We start from the raw sequence: 14,083 nt of genomic DNA, 5'->3' as shown, positions 1-14,083 counted from the left end.
CCCTAGGCGGACGCCAGGCGGGCGATCCGGGCCAGCCGCCGGTACGACTCCAGCAGGCCCTCCCGGTCGTACGTACTGGTCGTCACCAGGACCTCCTGCGCGCCGCTCTCCTTGATCACCGTCTCCAGCTCGTCGGTGACCTGCTGCTCGGTGCCCGCGATGTGGCCGCGCAGGCCCGCCTCGTAGAACTCGCGCTCCTTCGCGGTCAGCTCCAGGGACGCCACCCGCTCGGCGGGCGGCAGCGGCGGGAACGTGCCGTGCGTACGCGAGTGCGCCATCGACCACGCCTCCGGAATCAGCAGCCGGCGGGCCTCCGGCTCGCTGCCCGCGACCGCGACCGTCCCGGAGATCACCACGTACGGCTCCGCCGCCCAGGCGGAGGGGCGGAACTCGGCGCGGTAGCGGTCGATGCCGCGCAGCATCTTCTCCCGGCTGCGCAGATCGCCGATCACCATGGGCAGGCCCGCCCGGGCCGCGATCGACGCCCCTTCGCCCATCGCCAGGACGAAGGGCGGGACGCGCAGCCCCTCGGACGGGCGGGCGTGCGCGCGCGTCGCCGAGGTGCCGGCGAAGAACGCGAGCAGTTCGTCGAGCTGGCCCGCGAAGTCGTCGGCGACGTCCTTGTCCCGGCCGAGGGCCCGGCGCACCCCGTCCGTGAACCCGACCGACCGGCCCAGGCCCATGTCGATCCGGCCCGGGAACAGCGACTCGAGCACCCCGAACTGCTCGGCCACCACCAGCGGCTGATGGTTGGGCAGCATCACGCCGCCGGTGCCGACGCGCAGCCTGCTGGTGGCCCCCGCGACGGCGGCCGCCAGCACGGTGGGAGCCGATCCGGCCACTCCGGGCACCCCGTGGTGCTCGCTGACCCAGAACCGGTGGTACCCGAGCCGCTCCAGATCCTGGGCGAGGGCGACGGTGTCGCGCAGCGCGTCGGGGCCGGAGTGGCCCTCGCGCGTGCGGGAGCGGTCCAGGACGGAGAAGCGGGTCGTTTCGATCAGGGTGCTCACGTTGTGTTCAACGTACTGAGCCGGCGGAGATTCCCGGCAATAGGCTGAAACCCGTGACCTCCGACAAGAAGCCGCTGGCCGTATTCGATCTCGACGGAACGCTTGCCGACACCGCGCACCGGCAGCGGTTCCTGGAGCGCAAGCCGCGGGACTGGGACGGCTTCTTCGGCGCGGCCCCGGACGATCCTCCCCTGCCCAAGGGGATCGCCCTGGCGCGGGAGAGCGCCGAGGAGTGCGAGGTCCAGTACCTGACCGGGCGGCCCGAGCGGTGCCGGGCCGACACCGTGGCCTGGCTCGCCGCGCAGGGGCTGCCCGACGGGACGCTGCACATGCGACGCGACAACGACCGCAGGCCCGCCCGGCGGACGAAACTGGAGACCCTGCGGCGCATGGCGCGCGGCCGCACCGTCCGGATGCTCGTCGACGACGACGAACTGGTCTGCGACGAGGCGGAGCGCGCCGGATTCACCGTCGTGCGCGCCCGCTGGGCTAGCGCGTCGACGGCCCTGAAGGACGCCCAGGAGCGGGAAGGCCGCACCTGACAGCCGGTGGGCGGGACCGGGACGGGGACCGCTCACTCACCGTCCTCGAGACGGAATCCCACCTTGAGACCCACCTGGTAGTGCTCGACCTCCCCGTCCACGATCTGGCCCCTGACCTGCGTGACCTCGAACCAGTCGAGGTTGCGCAAGGTCTGCGAGGCACGGCTGATGCCATTGCGGATCGCCTGGTCGATCCCCTCGTGGGAGGTGCCGACGATCTCCGTGACGCGGTACGTGTGGTTCGACATGCTTCCACCGTGCCCCAGGCCGGCGACTTCCGCGAGGGAGCGCGTGTTCGACTTACTCCCCGGTAACTCTTGACCACGGCAATGGTCCATACCAAAATCCAGCCACACCCGTACGAGCATTCCGCTCGTCCCCCCACGTCGGGCCGAACCTCCCTGTCCGCAGGCAGAAAGTGACCCACGTGATCTCCCGCCGTGCCGTGCTGTCCCTCGGTCCCCTCCTCGCCGCGTCCGGCCTGCTGACCACGGCGTGCAATGTGCTGCCGGGCGGTGACGCGGGGCGGACCACCATCACCGTGTGGCTGATGCAGGGCAGCGCGTCGGACGCCTTCATCGACCGTTTCACCAAGGACTTCGAGGCCGCGCACGGCGATCTGCGTCTCGACGTCCGCATTCAGGAGTGGACGGGCATCGGCGAGAAGGTCACCCGTGCGCTCGCCGCCAAGAGCGGGGACTCCGGTGTTCCCGACGTCATCGAGGTCGGCAACACCCAGGTCCCGGGATACGCCGACGGGGACGGCCTGCTGGAGCTGTCGCTGGAGGCCGCACGCGACCTCGGCATGGACGACTGGCTGCCCGGCCTGGCCGAGCCCGGCGCCGACAACGGCCGCCAGTTCGGCATTCCCTGGTACGCCGCCAACCGAGTCGTCATCTACAACATGTCCCTCTTCGACGCGGCCGGCATCAAGAAGCCGCCGAAGACCCGGGACGAGTGGCTCGACATGACGCGCCGTCTCGACTCCGGCGGCACGCAGGGCATCTACCTGGCCGGGCAGGACTGGTACACGCTGTCGGGCTTCATCTGGGACGAGGGCGGCGAACTCGCCCACGAGTCGTCCGGTACCTGGACCGGCGCCCTCGCCACCGACGCGGCCCTGCGCGGCATGGCCTTCTACGGGCAGCTCCAGGCGCTCGGCGACGGCCCCAAGGACGCCGACGAGGAACACCCTTCACAGGCCGACCGGTTCGCCGAGGGCGACGTCGCCCAGATCATCTCGGTGCCGGGCGCGGCCCAGCGCATCCTGCAGAAGAACCCGTCCCTGAAGAACAAACTGGGCTTCTTCCCGATCCCGGGGAAGACCGCGGCGCGGGCGGGCTCCGTGTTCACCGGCGGGTCCGACCTCGTGATCCCCGCGAACACCACCCACCGCTCGGGCGCGGTCGCGGTGGTGGAGGCCCTGGCCGGGAAGAAGTGGAACACCGACCTGGCCAGGACCATGAACTACGTGCCGAACAAGACCACGCTCTCCGCCGCCGTGGCCGGCGAGCCCGGAGTCGCCGCGATGGCCGTCGGCGCCGCCCACGGCAAGGCGACCCCGGCCTCACCGCTCTGGGCGAGCGTGGAGGCCGCGGACAACCCCATCAAGGCGTACATGTCCCGGGTGCTGATGGGCGCCGACCCGAGGGCCGAGGCCGAGAAGGCGTCGAAGGAGATCACCAAGCGCCTGGACGACCGGGCGGAGTAGCCGGGCCCCGTCAGGGGCGCGGGGAGCTGCGCGACCAGCCACGACGAACCGGCATCCTGGCGAATCCTCAGCCTCCGACTGTGCTGAGGGACAGCGCGAACCTCCCCGCCTCGTCGGTCCACCAGTGCGTCAACTCCATCCCGGCGGAACGCAGTTCACCCGCGACCCCGTCCCGCCGGAACTTGGCGGACACCTCGGTCCGCACCTCCTCACCGGCCGCGAACTCGACCACCAGGTTCACCGCCGGGATCTTGACGACCTGCTCCCGGACGGAGCGCAGCCGCATCTCGATCCACTCGGTCCGGCCGTCCCACAGCGCGACGTGCGCGAAGGCGGCCGGATCGAAATCGGCGCCCAGCTCCCGGTTCATCACGGTCAGCACGTTCTTGTTGAACGCGGCGGTGACCCCGGCCGCGTCGTCGTAGGCGGCGACCAGCTCCGCCTCGTCCTTGACCAGGTCCGTGCCGAGCAGGAAGAAGTCACCCGGCGACAGCATCCCGCGCACCGAGGCGAGGAACGCCGTCCGCTCCTCGGGCAGCAGATTGCCGATCGTGCCCCCGAGGAACGCCACCAGACGCGGCCCCGGAGTCGCGGGCAGGACCAGATCGCGGGTGAAGTCGGCGACGAGTGCGTGGATGCCGAGCCCGGGACGCTCGGCGAGCAGCGAGCGCGCCGCACCCCGCAGCGCGCTCTCGCTGACGTCCACCGGCACGTACGCCGCGAGATCCGGCAGCGCGTCGAGCAGATGGCGGGTCTTGTCGGACGAGCCCGAGCCCAGCTCGACCAGCGCGAGCGCGCCGGTCGCCGCCGCGATCTCCGGCGCGCGGGCCAGCAGGATCTCCCGCTCGGCCCGGGTCGGGTAGTACTCCGGCAGTGTCGTGATCTCGTCGAACAGCTCGCTGCCGCGCGCGTCGTAGAACCACTTGGGCGGGAGCGTCTTGGGCGTGCGGGTCAGACCGTGCAGGGCGTCGGCCCGCAGGGCGGCATCGGTCGCGTCCGCGGGCAGGGTGCGGGTGACGTCGAAGGCGTCGGAGACACCGGACGGGGACACAGGGGGGTTCGTGGTCACGCGGCAGGCTCCTTGAGGGGGGTGAGCAGGACGTCGGTGCGGCTCGCGGCGAGCAGGGTGCGGTCGGGGACCTCGGCCCAGCGCGGATCGTCGTCGTAGGGCTCGGAGGCGACGACGGTGCCGCGATCGGGGTCCGCGAGATACCACAGGGTGTCGCCCCAGGCCGTCGCGGCGATCGTCTCGCCGTTGGTGAGCAGGAGGTTGAGGCGGGCCGCGGGCTGGGCCGCGGCCACGTCGAGCACGGTGTCGGCCAGGGCCTGAGCGGGCTCGTCCCCGGTGCGCAGCCGGTGCAGGGCGAGCGCCCACAGGAACGCCGCGTCGCACCGTGCCTCCATCGACAGCAGGTCGGCGGCGGGCAGCGCGGGCACCAGCGACGCCAGCGACCCGGGCCAGCCCGGCACCGCGCCGTTGTGGCTGAACAGCCAGGGGCCCGCCGCGTACGGCGCGGCGGCGGCCTCCCCGTCCGCGCCCGCGAGCGTCGCGTCCCGCACGGCGGCCAGCAGCGCCCCGCTGCGGACGACCCGGGTCAGATCGGCGTACGAGGCGTCGCCCCAGACCGGGCCGGAGCGGCGGTAGCGGGCGGGCACCGGGTCACCGTCGGCGTACCAGCCCACGCCGAAACCGTCGGCGTTGACGGTTCCGTGCCGCTGCCTGCGCGGCTCCCAGGACTGGCGGAAGAGGCTGTGCGGCGGCGCGTTCAACACCTCTCCGAGCACCACCGGCGGTCCCAGGTAGGCGAGATGACGGCACATCAGGAACCGTCCTCCCGCGGCTGGGCGTCCCGCGCCGTGCGGAAGCCGGAGAAGATCTGGCGGCGCACCGGATAGTCCCAGTTGCGGAACGTGCCCCGGCAGGCGATCCGGTCCACCGCGAACGACCCGCCGCGCAGCACCTTGTGGTCGGGGCCGAAGAAGACCTCCGAGTACTCGCGGTACGGGTAGGCGACGAAGCCGGGATAGGGCAGGAAGTCGCTGGACGTCCACTCCCACACGTCACCGATCAGCTGCCGCACCCCGAGCGGGGACGCGCCGAGCGGATAGCTGCCCGCGGGGGCCGGGCGCAGATGGCGCTGGCCCAGGTTCGCCCGCTCCGGCGTCGGATCGGCGTCGCCCCACGGGTAGCGCGTCGAGCGGCCCGTCGCCGGGTCGAAGCGGGCCGCCTTCTCCCACTCCTCCTCCGTCGGCAGCCGGCGCCCCGCCCAGCGGGCATAGGCGTCGGCCTCGTACCAGCTCACGTGCAGCACCGGCTCGTCGGGCGGCACCACCTCCGTCACCCCGAACCGCCGGCGCAGCCACTGGCCGCCCGCGTCGCGCCGCCAGAACAGCGGTGCCTCCAGGCCGTGGTCCTGCACCAGGGCCCAGCCCGCCGACGACCACCACTCGGGCGTGCGGTAGCCGCCGTCGGCGATGAACTCCAGGTACGCCCCGTTCGTCACCGGCGTCGTGTCGATGAAGAACGGCGGTACCAGCCGGGTGTGGGCGGGGCGTTCGTTGTCCAGCGCCCAGGGTTCGGCGGTCGTCCCCATCGTGAACGGGCCGCCGGGGACGAGTACTTCGGCCGGTTCGGTGAACGGCACGGCCGGCGGCTCGGGGTCCGGGGCGGTCAACGTGGTCGCACCGGTGCGGAGCTGATGGGTGATCAGCATCGTCTCGTCGTGCTGCTGCTCGTGCTGGGCGATCATGCCGAAGGCGAAGCCGGACCGGGTCAGCCGCGCGCCGCCCTCGGCGTCGAACGACGCGCCGGCCAGCACGTCGAGGGCTCTTCCGCGCACCTCCGCCGCGTAACCGCGCGCCTCCCGCGGCGCCAGCAGCGGCAGCTTGGGGCGCTCGGCCCGCGGATGCTCGAACGCGTCGTACAGCGGGTCGATCTCCGGCCGGATCGCCTGCCGGCCGCCGACGGCCCGCAGCAGCCACTGCTCCTCCTGGTTGCCGATGTGCGCGAGGTCCCACACCAGCGGGGACATCAACGGCGAGTGCTGCGCCGTCAGTTCGGGCTCCTCGACGCAGCTCGTGAGCAGGGTCGTGCGCAGCCGCGCGGTCTCCAGGGCGTCGACCGCACGGCGCCTGAGCGCCTCCGGGTCCACGGCCCCGCTCTCGGCGCTCTCCGTGGTCTCCGCGCTCCGGTGGTTCTGCCGACTGTTCATGAGCGGACGGTCCTCCCCTGTGCGGGTGCGGTCGCTGGATCGCTGAGCAGGTCGAGCACGTCGTCGGCGGGGCAGCGGCCGCGCAGGACGTAGCGCTGCGTGAAGTCGGCGACGGCCCGGCACACCCCGGGATCCGCGCCGATCCGGGGGAGCGCGTCGAGCGCCGCCGTGAAGCAGACGCCCGCCACCTCCCGCAGCTCGGGATCGGTGAGGGCCAGGCGGGCCGCGTCCTGCCACAGCGGGTTGTGCGGCGCGGGCAGCGGCGCGGAACGCTCCGCCAGCCGCTTCACGGCCCGGTACGCGGTCTCGGCGGCCTGCGGGTCGTCGAACAGGGCCGTCGTCACGGCGAGCGGGATCAGCCAGCCGTCGTCGCCGGGCTGGGCGTCGATCATGCGGAGTTCGAGGTGGCCGCGCGGGCGCACCGGCGGAAACAGCGTGGTCAGGTGGTAGTCGAGGTCCGACCGGGTCGGTGGCCGCGGGGCACCCGTGCGCACCCATTCGCGAAACGTCAGCCGTTCGGGCACCTCCCACGGCCCGCTGTCCCGGCGCACGCACATCACCGGCGCGTCGAGGACGTGCCGCACCCATGCGGTGCGCGGCTCCGGGGCCGGGTCCGGCGCGCCGGAGCGTCCCCGGTCGATGCGCTCCCACAGCAGCTGCCGGGTGGAGCGCCAGCCGGTGGCGCGTCCGGACAGCATCGGGGAGTTGGCGAAGGCGGCGACCAGGACGGCGCCGAGCAGATGGGAGAGCACCCAGCGCCTGCTGTGGCCCAGCGGGCCCGGCTCCTCGTACCCCGCGTCCAGGCACACCTGCACGGACGCCGACGAGCACATCATGGAGCGGCCGGCGGGACCGGCCCGGTCGAGGGAGGCCTCCAGGGCGTCGTAGCGCGGTTCGTGCAGGACGCGGCGGGGCGGCCGCCAGGGGTCGGTGCCCCGGCCCGACAGGACCAGCCCGTGGTCGCGGAGGACGGTGCGGACGGCGGTCAGATCGGCCCGCATGGCCGAGACGCATTCCGTCAGGGTGGCGGCGGGGAGCGAACTGAGCTCCAGCTGGCCGCCGGGTTCCACCGTGAGCGCCGAGCGCAGGGGCACGGCACGCAGTGCGACATAAGCCGCGTCGAGTCGTTCGGGAGGTAACGGGAGCCAGGGCGTCCCCTGCGGACGCGGCTCGTGCACGATCCATTCCAGCTCGACACCGACCGCGCGGGGCGGGCCGGTCTTGAAACAGATGCCCCGGATCAGGGCCTCCACCTCGGCCTCGGTGCGCAGCACACCGGGGCTCGTACAGTCTGCCTCGCTCATACCGGGATTCCTCCTGGTCCTCACCCGTCCCATGGTCCCCGGTCGGGGCCATGGCGTCGATTCGGCCCGGGTCGGGCCGTTTCGGGCATCGCCCGTCTACCCAAGTCCCTCGCCGGGAATCGCACAAGGGTGCGCCTGGGGGTGAGCGCGGCCCGGTCGTCCGAGCGAAAACCTGTTGTCCGCGGGGTCACCGAGCGCACACGATGGGTTCATGAGAACGACGGGGGAGCGCACGTGAGTGCCCGGCTGCGGGAGCTCGCGCAGCGCACGGAGGAGATCGTCGCCACGGGGGAGTACGTCACGGGGGACGGGCGCACGATCCACCTCGCCGACGCGGTGGCACGGGCCCGGGAAGGGACCCGCATGTACGGTCCCGGCCCGGTGGCCGTGCCGCACGCGCCGGCCGTGGCGGAGCCGTCGGTCGAGGTCACGGGGGAGAGCAGCCTCGACGCGGCCCGCCGGATGACGGGGGAGCGGGCGGAGCGGATCGCGGTGCTGAACTTCGCGTCCGCCCGCAACCCCGGCGGCGGCTACCTGAACGGGGCACAGGCCCAGGAGGAGGCCGTCTGCCGCGCCTCGGCGCTCTACACCTGCCTGCTCGAAGCGCCGGAGTTCTACGACCACCACCGGGCCGACCGGGACGTCTTCTACAGCGACCGGGTCATCCACACCCCCGGCGTTCCGGTGTTCCGGGACGACCGCGGCCGGCTCCTCGACGAGCCCTTCCCGGTGGGTTTCCTGACCTCACCCGCGCCGAACGCCGGAGTGATCGCGCGCCACACCCCGGAGCGGGTCGACCGGATCCCCGCCGCCCTGGCGAGCCGCGCCGAGCGCGTCCTGGAGGTCGCGGCCCTGCACGGCTACCGGCGCCTCGTGCTCGGCGCATGGGGCTGCGGCGTCTTCCGCAACGACCCCGAGCAGGTCGCACGGGCCTTCGCCGACCTGCTGGACGGCCGCTTCCACGGCCGGTTCGAGCAGATCGTCTTCGCGGTGCTCGACCGCACGAAGGACGCGGCGACCCGCTCGGCGTTCGAGCGGGTCCTCACCGGTCGACGGGCCGCTCAGCGCCAGCCGTAGCGCTCCCGCAGCCGCAGCACCACCGTGTTGAACCGACCGCGGTCCAGGGCGCACGCCTCGCGCCGCATCCCCTGGTCGTGCACTCGCAGCACCCGGTCCAGATCCACCCACGAATCGCGGCCGTCGCGGTCCCAGGGCCCGGAGCCGAGCGCCACCCACTCGCGGTCCTGGTCGTGCCGCTTGCTCGACAACTGCACGGCCAGCAGCGTCCCGGCCGCCTCGCGGGCGACGACGAGAACGGGACGGTCCTTGCCGCGCCCGTCGTTCTCCTCGAAGGGCACCCACGTCCAGACGATCTCCCCCGGATCGGGGTCGCCGTCGTGCGCGGGCGCGTACTCGGTGCGCACCGGGCCCACCCGGTGCGGCTCGGCCTCCACCGTGGCCGTCGCTCCGAAGCGGCCGGGGTGTTCGTTCGCGGAATCATCCGTAAAGGCAGTCACGCGGGTCACGGTAGAGCCTGGACGGCCCAATCCGTGCGGCGGGTCCGGCGCGCGACCCGCAGGCTCGGCACATGGCACGACGACGCATACACCTGACCGCCCCGACCGCGTTCCCCGCCCTGCTGCTCCTGGCCGGCGCCCTCGCGCCCGTCACCGCGCGGGCCGCCGACGCACCGCCCCCGCCGCGCACCGTCTCGGCCTGGCTGCCGTACTGGGACCAGGAGAACGCCTACCAGGACGCCCTGGCGCACGCCGACCAGATCCGCACCATCAGCCCCTTCTGGTACGAGACGAAGTCCGCCACCCGCGTCGACGGCCACCCCGGCGCGGGCGAGCGCCGCATCGTCAACGGCCTGCACGACAAGGGCATCCAGGTCGTCCCGACCGTCATGGAACAGATGAAGCCCGGCGCCCTCGGCGCCGTCATGACCAGCGCCGCCCGCCGCGCCGAGCACGTCGACGCGCTCCTCGCCGTCGTCCGCAGCCGCGCCTACGACGGCATCGACCTCGACTACGAGACCATCGCGCCGAGCCCCGACGCCACCTACCGCGCCGTGCGCGCCGGATACGCCGACTTCGTCACCGACCTCTGTGCCCGCCTGCACGAGCTGGGCAAGCAGTGTTTCGTCACCGTGACCCCCAAGACCCGTACCAGCGGCCGCGTCTGGGACTACGAGCGGCTGGGCGCCGCCGCCGACCGGGTCCGCATCATGGGGTACAACCTGCACTGGGCCGAGGGCGCGCCCGGCCCGCTCTCCACCCCGCAGTGGTACGACGAGATCCTGGCCACGGCCACCGCCCAAGTCCCGCGCGCCAAACTGGAGATGGGGCTGCCGGCCTACGGCTGGAACTGGGCGGTCGGCGACAAGGGCCGCGCCCGGCACGTGACATGGAAGGACGCCGAGGCCCTGCGCCGCAAGGAGAAGGCGCCGTACACCCTCGACCCCGACTCCAGCACCCCGCACTTCACGTACCGGGACGGCACGACCCGCCGCACCGTCTGGTACCAGGACGCACGTGGCACCGCGGCCCACCTGACGGTCCTGCGCGCCCACGACGTCCCGCACACGGTGCTGTGGGCGCTGGGCTTCGAGGACCCGGCCGTGTGGAAGGCGCTCGCCGAGGGCTAGGACACACGCCCTGGGCGCACGGCGCGGGCAAGCCGTCTGGAAGGATGCCGTACGTCATGGTGGAGAAACCGCAGATACCCAGACAGCAGCCCGCGCCCGTCGATTCCGCCGGCCCGCCCCGCGGTTCGGCGCCGACGAGCGCGGACGTCGCGCGCCAGGCCGGGGTGTCGCGCGCCACCGTCAGCTACGTCCTGAACAACACCAGCGCCGTACGGATCAGCGAACCCACCCGGCGCCGCGTCCACGAGGCCGCGAGAGAACTCGGCTACGTCCCGCACGCGGCCGCCCGCAGCCTGCGCGCCGGGCACACCCGCATCGTCCTCATGCCGGCGCCGGACGTTCCGGTCGGCACCCTGTACAGCGGATTCCTCAACGAGTTCCAGTGGGCCCTGAGCCGGTTCGACTACACCGCGGTGCAGTACGGGAGCGTGGGCGTCGGCGGCGACGACGCGGCCCGCGCCTGGGCCGAACTGCGGCCCGTCGCCGTCCTCGCCCCGGCCGGCATGGGACGCCGCGGCATCGACATCCTTCAGCGGTCCGGCGCCAGGGCCGTCATCACCCTCGGCGCCGAACCGGTCGAGGGGGCGCACGCCCTGATCGCCGACCATCGCGCGGTGGGCCGGGTCGCGGCGGACCACCTGCGGGAGCGCGGGCACCACCGGATCGGCGTGCTGATGCCCCGCGAGGAGGGCCTGGACGCGTTCGCCGCGCCACGCCTGGCGGGCATCCGGGAGACCGGCGCCGAGGCGGTCGGGCTGCCGATCGCGTACGACGAGGAGCATGCGGCTCAAGTCGTCGCACAGATAAGAGAGTTGGGGCTCGGCGCCGTCTTCGCCTACAACGACGAGTACGCGATGCTGCTGATGCGGGCACTGCAGGACGCGGGCGTCGGCATCCCCGACGACGTCGCGATCGTCGGCGCCGACGATCTGATGCTGGGACGGCTGCTGCGCCCCCGTCTGACGACCGTCCGGCTCGCCCTGCCCTCGGGGCAGGAACTCGCGGAGTTCGTCGACCGCCTCGTGCGCACCCCGACCGCCGAGCCGGAGACCAGGGACGTGCTGGGCGCGAGCCTGGTGCGGCGCGAGTCGACCTGACCCGCGCCGCACCCCGCCCCGAAGGGCTCAGGCCTCGTCGGTCTGCTGCCCCTGCTGAGCCTGCTGCTCGGCGACGGACTTGCGGACCTCGTCCATGTCCAGCTTGCGGGCCTGGCCGATCACGTCGTCCAGGGCCTCCTGGGGGAGCGCGCCGGGCTGGGCGAACACGGCCACCTGGTCACGGACGATCATCAGCGTCGGGATCGACTGGATGCCGAACGCGGCGGCCAGCTCGGGCTGCGCCTCCGTGTCGACCTTGCCGAAGACCAGGTCCGGGTTGGACTCGGCGGCCTTCTCGTAGACCGGGGCGAACTGCTTGCAGGGCCCGCACCAGGACGCCCAGAAGTCGATCAGCACGAACTCGTTCTCCGTGACCGTCTGATCGAAGTTCTCCTTCGTCAGCTCCATGGTGGTGCTGCTCATGGTGTTTCCCTCTTCCTGCTTCCTGGGTTCGGGGCGAAGCCGTAGGGGGCAATGCCTTTGTGCACAACCGTCCGTATGACGGACGTATTCCGCGCCCATACCCATGTGGCCCGCACGCACACCTACGACCACACTGGACGTCATGACACATGCCACGGATACCACGAATGACCACGCGTACGACGTCGTCGTGCTGGGGGCGGGACCGGTCGGAGAGAACGTCGCCGACCGGGTGCGGGCAGGCGGACTGAGCGCGGCGATCGTGGAGAGCGAGCTCGTCGGCGGCGAATGCTCGTACTGGGCCTGCATGCCCAGCAAGGCACTGCTGCGCCCGGTGATCGCGCGGGCCGACGCCCGGCGCGTCCCGGGCCTGCGCCAGGCCGTCGAGGGCCCCCTCGACACGGCCGCCGTGCTCGCCCACCGCGACGACTTCACGTCGCATTGGAAGGACGACGGCCAGGTCGGCTGGATCGAGTCCATCGGGGCCGACCTCTACCGTGGCCACGGCCGCCTCGACGGGCCCCGCCGGGTCACCGTGACCGCCGAGGACGGCACGGTCACCGTGCTCACCGCCCGGCACGCCGTCGCGGTCTGCACCGGCACCCGCGCCGCCCTGCCCGAGCTGCCCGGCCTGCCGGAGGCGAAGCCCTGGACCAGCCGGGAGGCGACCAGCGCCGACCACGCGCCCGGACGGCTGATCGTGGTCGGCGGCGGGGTCGTCGCCACCGAGATGGCCACCGCCTGGCAGGCGCTCGGCTCGCAGGTCACCCTGCTGGTGCGCGGCCACGGAGTACTCGACCGCATGGAGCCGTTCGCCGGGGAACTCGTCGTCGACGCCCTGCGCGAGGCCGGGGCCGACGTGCGCACCGGCGTGTCGGTCACGGCGGTCGAGCGCAGGGACGGCACGATCTCGGCCACGCTGACCGACGGCACGGTCCTGGAGGCGGACGAGATCCTCTTCGCCACGGGCCGCGCGCCGCGCACCGAGGACATCGGCCTGGACACGGTCGGACTGGCCCCCGGCTCCTGGCTCACCGTGGACGACAGCCTCCGCGTCGAGGGCAGCGACTGGCTGTACGCGGTCGGCGACGCCAATCACCGGGCGCTCCTCACCCATCAGGGGAAGTACCAGGCGCGCATCGCGGGCGCCGCGATCGCCGCCCGTGCGGCCGGGGTCCCGCTCCTCGAGACCGACCCGTGGGGCGCCCACGCCGCCACCGCCGACCACGCCGCCGTTCCGCAGGTCGTCTTCACCGACCCCGAGGCGGCGAGCGCGGGCCTGACCCTCGCCGAGGCCGAGGCGGCGGGCCACCGCGTCCGCGCCGTCGACTACGACCTGGCGAACGTGGCCGGAGCCGGCCTCTACGCCGACGGCTACACCGGCCGCGCCCGCATGATCGTCGACCTGGACCGAGAGGTGCTGCTCGGCGTCACGTTCGTCGGCCCCGGTGTCGGCGAACTCATCCACTCCGCGACCGTCGCGATCGCCGGTGAGGTGCCGATCGAACGGCTGTGGCACGCGGTGCCGGCGTACCCGACGGTGAGCGAGGTGTGGCTGCGGCTGCTGGAGACGTATCGCGGCTAGCCGGGTCCCGGGTCGGCGGTTGCCGGAGTGGCACCGGGGTCGCACGCTTGTCCTGAGAAGGAGCGTGATCACCGTGGCCCGCAACCGCCGACTCATCCTGAGCCCGCCCGCCGAGGTCTGGCGGCTGCTCTCCGACGGCCACCGCTACGGGGAATGGGTGACCGGGAACCAGCAGGTGCTCGCGGTGGACCCCGGCTGGCCCGCCGTGGGCACCACGCTGCGCTTCCGGGTCGGCATCGGCCCGCTGACCACCGACGACACCAGCATCGTCCGGATCTGCGAGCCCGGGCACCGGCTGGAGCTGGAGGCGAAGGCGGACCCGTTCGGCGCCGCCCGCGTCGCCATGAAGCTGATTCCGTGGGGAGAGCACACGCTGTTCGTCCTCGACTGGCATCCCCTGCGGGGCCCGGGCACCCGGATGCACGGCCTGCCCGTGGACTACCTGGTGAAGGTCCGCAACGGCATGATGCTCACCAAGCTGGCCAGGATCGCGGTGGCCGAACGGACGGCCACCGCGGGGTCCTAGGACGTGTGTCGCCCCAGCGCCTGGTG

At 72.9% G+C, this 14,083-nt stretch carries 15 protein-coding genes; 7 read left to right on the top strand and 8 right to left on the bottom strand.

The genetic code is table 11. The features are described from left to right. Positions 1 to 2 precede the first annotated feature (2 nt). Positions 3 to 1,010 (bottom strand): LLM class flavin-dependent oxidoreductase, encoded by a 1,008-nt coding sequence (locus ABT127_RS09970; protein WP_351446503.1) that lies wholly within the window; start codon positions 1,008 to 1,010, stop codon positions 3 to 5. 53 nt (positions 1,011 to 1,063) lie between these two features. On the opposite strand from ABT127_RS09970, the gene ABT127_RS09965 reads away from it, so the two are divergent. Next, the gene (locus ABT127_RS09965) at positions 1,064 to 1,552 is read left to right on the top strand and encodes a phosphatase domain-containing protein (RefSeq protein ID WP_351446501.1); all 489 of its coding nucleotides are present in this window, start codon (positions 1,064 to 1,066) and stop codon (positions 1,550 to 1,552) included. 32 nt (positions 1,553 to 1,584) lie between these two features. On the opposite strand, the gene ABT127_RS09960 is transcribed toward ABT127_RS09965, so the two are convergent. Further along, positions 1,585 to 1,800 carry a dodecin gene (locus tag ABT127_RS09960; RefSeq protein ID WP_111661451.1) on the bottom strand — a complete coding sequence of 72 codons (216 nt, stop codon included), beginning with the start codon at positions 1,798 to 1,800 and terminating at the stop codon, positions 1,585 to 1,587. A gap of 170 nt (positions 1,801 to 1,970) precedes the next feature. On the opposite strand from ABT127_RS09960, the gene ABT127_RS09955 reads away from it, so the two are divergent. Further along, entirely contained in the window at positions 1,971 to 3,263 is a 1,293-nt protein-coding gene (locus ABT127_RS09955; RefSeq protein WP_351446499.1) for an extracellular solute-binding protein, read from the top strand. 67 nt (positions 3,264 to 3,330) lie between these two features. On the opposite strand, the gene egtD is transcribed toward ABT127_RS09955, so the two are convergent. Genes egtD through egtA form a run of 4 tightly spaced genes read right to left on the bottom strand, consistent with a single transcriptional unit; the run spans position 3,331 to position 7,779 of the window. After that, positions 3,331 to 4,332 (bottom strand): L-histidine N(alpha)-methyltransferase, encoded by a 1,002-nt coding sequence (gene egtD, locus ABT127_RS09950; protein ID WP_351446497.1) that lies wholly within the window; start codon positions 4,330 to 4,332, stop codon positions 3,331 to 3,333. Further along, positions 4,329 to 5,084, bottom strand: a complete 756-nt coding sequence (egtC, locus tag ABT127_RS09945) for an ergothioneine biosynthesis protein EgtC (protein WP_351446495.1) — start codon at positions 5,082 to 5,084, stop codon at positions 4,329 to 4,331. Before egtC ends, egtD begins: the two co-directional genes overlap by 4 nt. After that, the gene (gene egtB, locus ABT127_RS09940; RefSeq protein WP_351446493.1) at positions 5,084 to 6,475 is read right to left on the bottom strand and encodes an ergothioneine biosynthesis protein EgtB; all 1,392 of its coding nucleotides are present in this window, start codon (positions 6,473 to 6,475) and stop codon (positions 5,084 to 5,086) included. Before egtB ends, egtC begins: the two co-directional genes overlap by 1 nt. Then, positions 6,472 to 7,779 (bottom strand): ergothioneine biosynthesis glutamate--cysteine ligase EgtA, encoded by a 1,308-nt coding sequence (egtA, locus tag ABT127_RS09935; protein ID WP_351446491.1) that lies wholly within the window; start codon positions 7,777 to 7,779, stop codon positions 6,472 to 6,474. Before egtA ends, egtB begins: the two co-directional genes overlap by 4 nt. A gap of 234 nt (positions 7,780 to 8,013) precedes the next feature. On the opposite strand from egtA, the gene ABT127_RS09930 reads away from it, so the two are divergent. Then, complete coding sequence (locus ABT127_RS09930; protein ID WP_351446489.1) at positions 8,014 to 8,856, top strand: TIGR02452 family protein; 843 nt, start codon at positions 8,014 to 8,016, stop codon at positions 8,854 to 8,856. On the opposite strand, the gene ABT127_RS09925 is transcribed toward ABT127_RS09930, so the two are convergent. Further along, the gene (locus ABT127_RS09925; RefSeq protein ID WP_351446487.1) at positions 8,841 to 9,296 is read right to left on the bottom strand and encodes a type II toxin-antitoxin system PemK/MazF family toxin; all 456 of its coding nucleotides are present in this window, start codon (positions 9,294 to 9,296) and stop codon (positions 8,841 to 8,843) included. The two genes, ABT127_RS09930 and ABT127_RS09925, sit on opposite strands and share 16 nt — an antisense overlap. Before the next feature lie 71 nt (positions 9,297 to 9,367). Between ABT127_RS09925 and ABT127_RS09920 the strand changes: the two genes are divergently transcribed. Together ABT127_RS09920 and ABT127_RS09915 are read left to right on the top strand one after the other, a co-directional pair. Then, entirely contained in the window at positions 9,368 to 10,426 is a 1,059-nt protein-coding gene (locus ABT127_RS09920) for a glycosyl hydrolase family 18 protein (RefSeq protein WP_351446485.1), read from the top strand. A gap of 44 nt (positions 10,427 to 10,470) precedes the next feature. Continuing rightward, a complete protein-coding gene (locus tag ABT127_RS09915) occupies positions 10,471 to 11,523 on the top strand; it encodes a LacI family DNA-binding transcriptional regulator (protein ID WP_351446483.1) in 1,053 nt (350 codons plus the stop codon). Positions 11,524 to 11,550: 27 nt separating this feature from the next. On the opposite strand, the gene trxA is transcribed toward ABT127_RS09915, so the two are convergent. Then, positions 11,551 to 11,946, bottom strand: coding sequence for a thioredoxin (gene trxA, locus ABT127_RS09910; protein WP_351446481.1), 396 nt, complete (start codon positions 11,944 to 11,946; stop codon positions 11,551 to 11,553). Between the two features lie 142 nt (positions 11,947 to 12,088). Here trxA and ABT127_RS09905 point away from each other — a divergent pair, with 142 nt between their 5' ends. Together ABT127_RS09905 and ABT127_RS09900 are read left to right on the top strand one after the other, a co-directional pair. Beyond that, positions 12,089 to 13,531: a dihydrolipoyl dehydrogenase family protein gene (locus ABT127_RS09905; protein WP_351446479.1), complete on the top strand. Its 1,443-nt coding sequence runs from the start codon at positions 12,089 to 12,091 to the stop codon at positions 13,529 to 13,531. 73 nt (positions 13,532 to 13,604) lie between these two features. Beyond that, positions 13,605 to 14,057 (top strand): SRPBCC family protein, encoded by a 453-nt coding sequence (locus ABT127_RS09900; protein WP_351446477.1) that lies wholly within the window; start codon positions 13,605 to 13,607, stop codon positions 14,055 to 14,057. Positions 14,058 to 14,083: the final 26 nt, after the last annotated feature.

Source organism: Streptomyces sp. NPDC001904 (genome assembly GCF_040297005.1).
In the GTDB taxonomy this organism is placed as follows: Bacteria; Actinomycetota; Actinomycetes; order Streptomycetales; family Streptomycetaceae; genus Streptomyces.
Note: the sequence above shows the minus strand (reverse complement) of the source record. Positions and strands in the feature narration are given on the sequence as shown.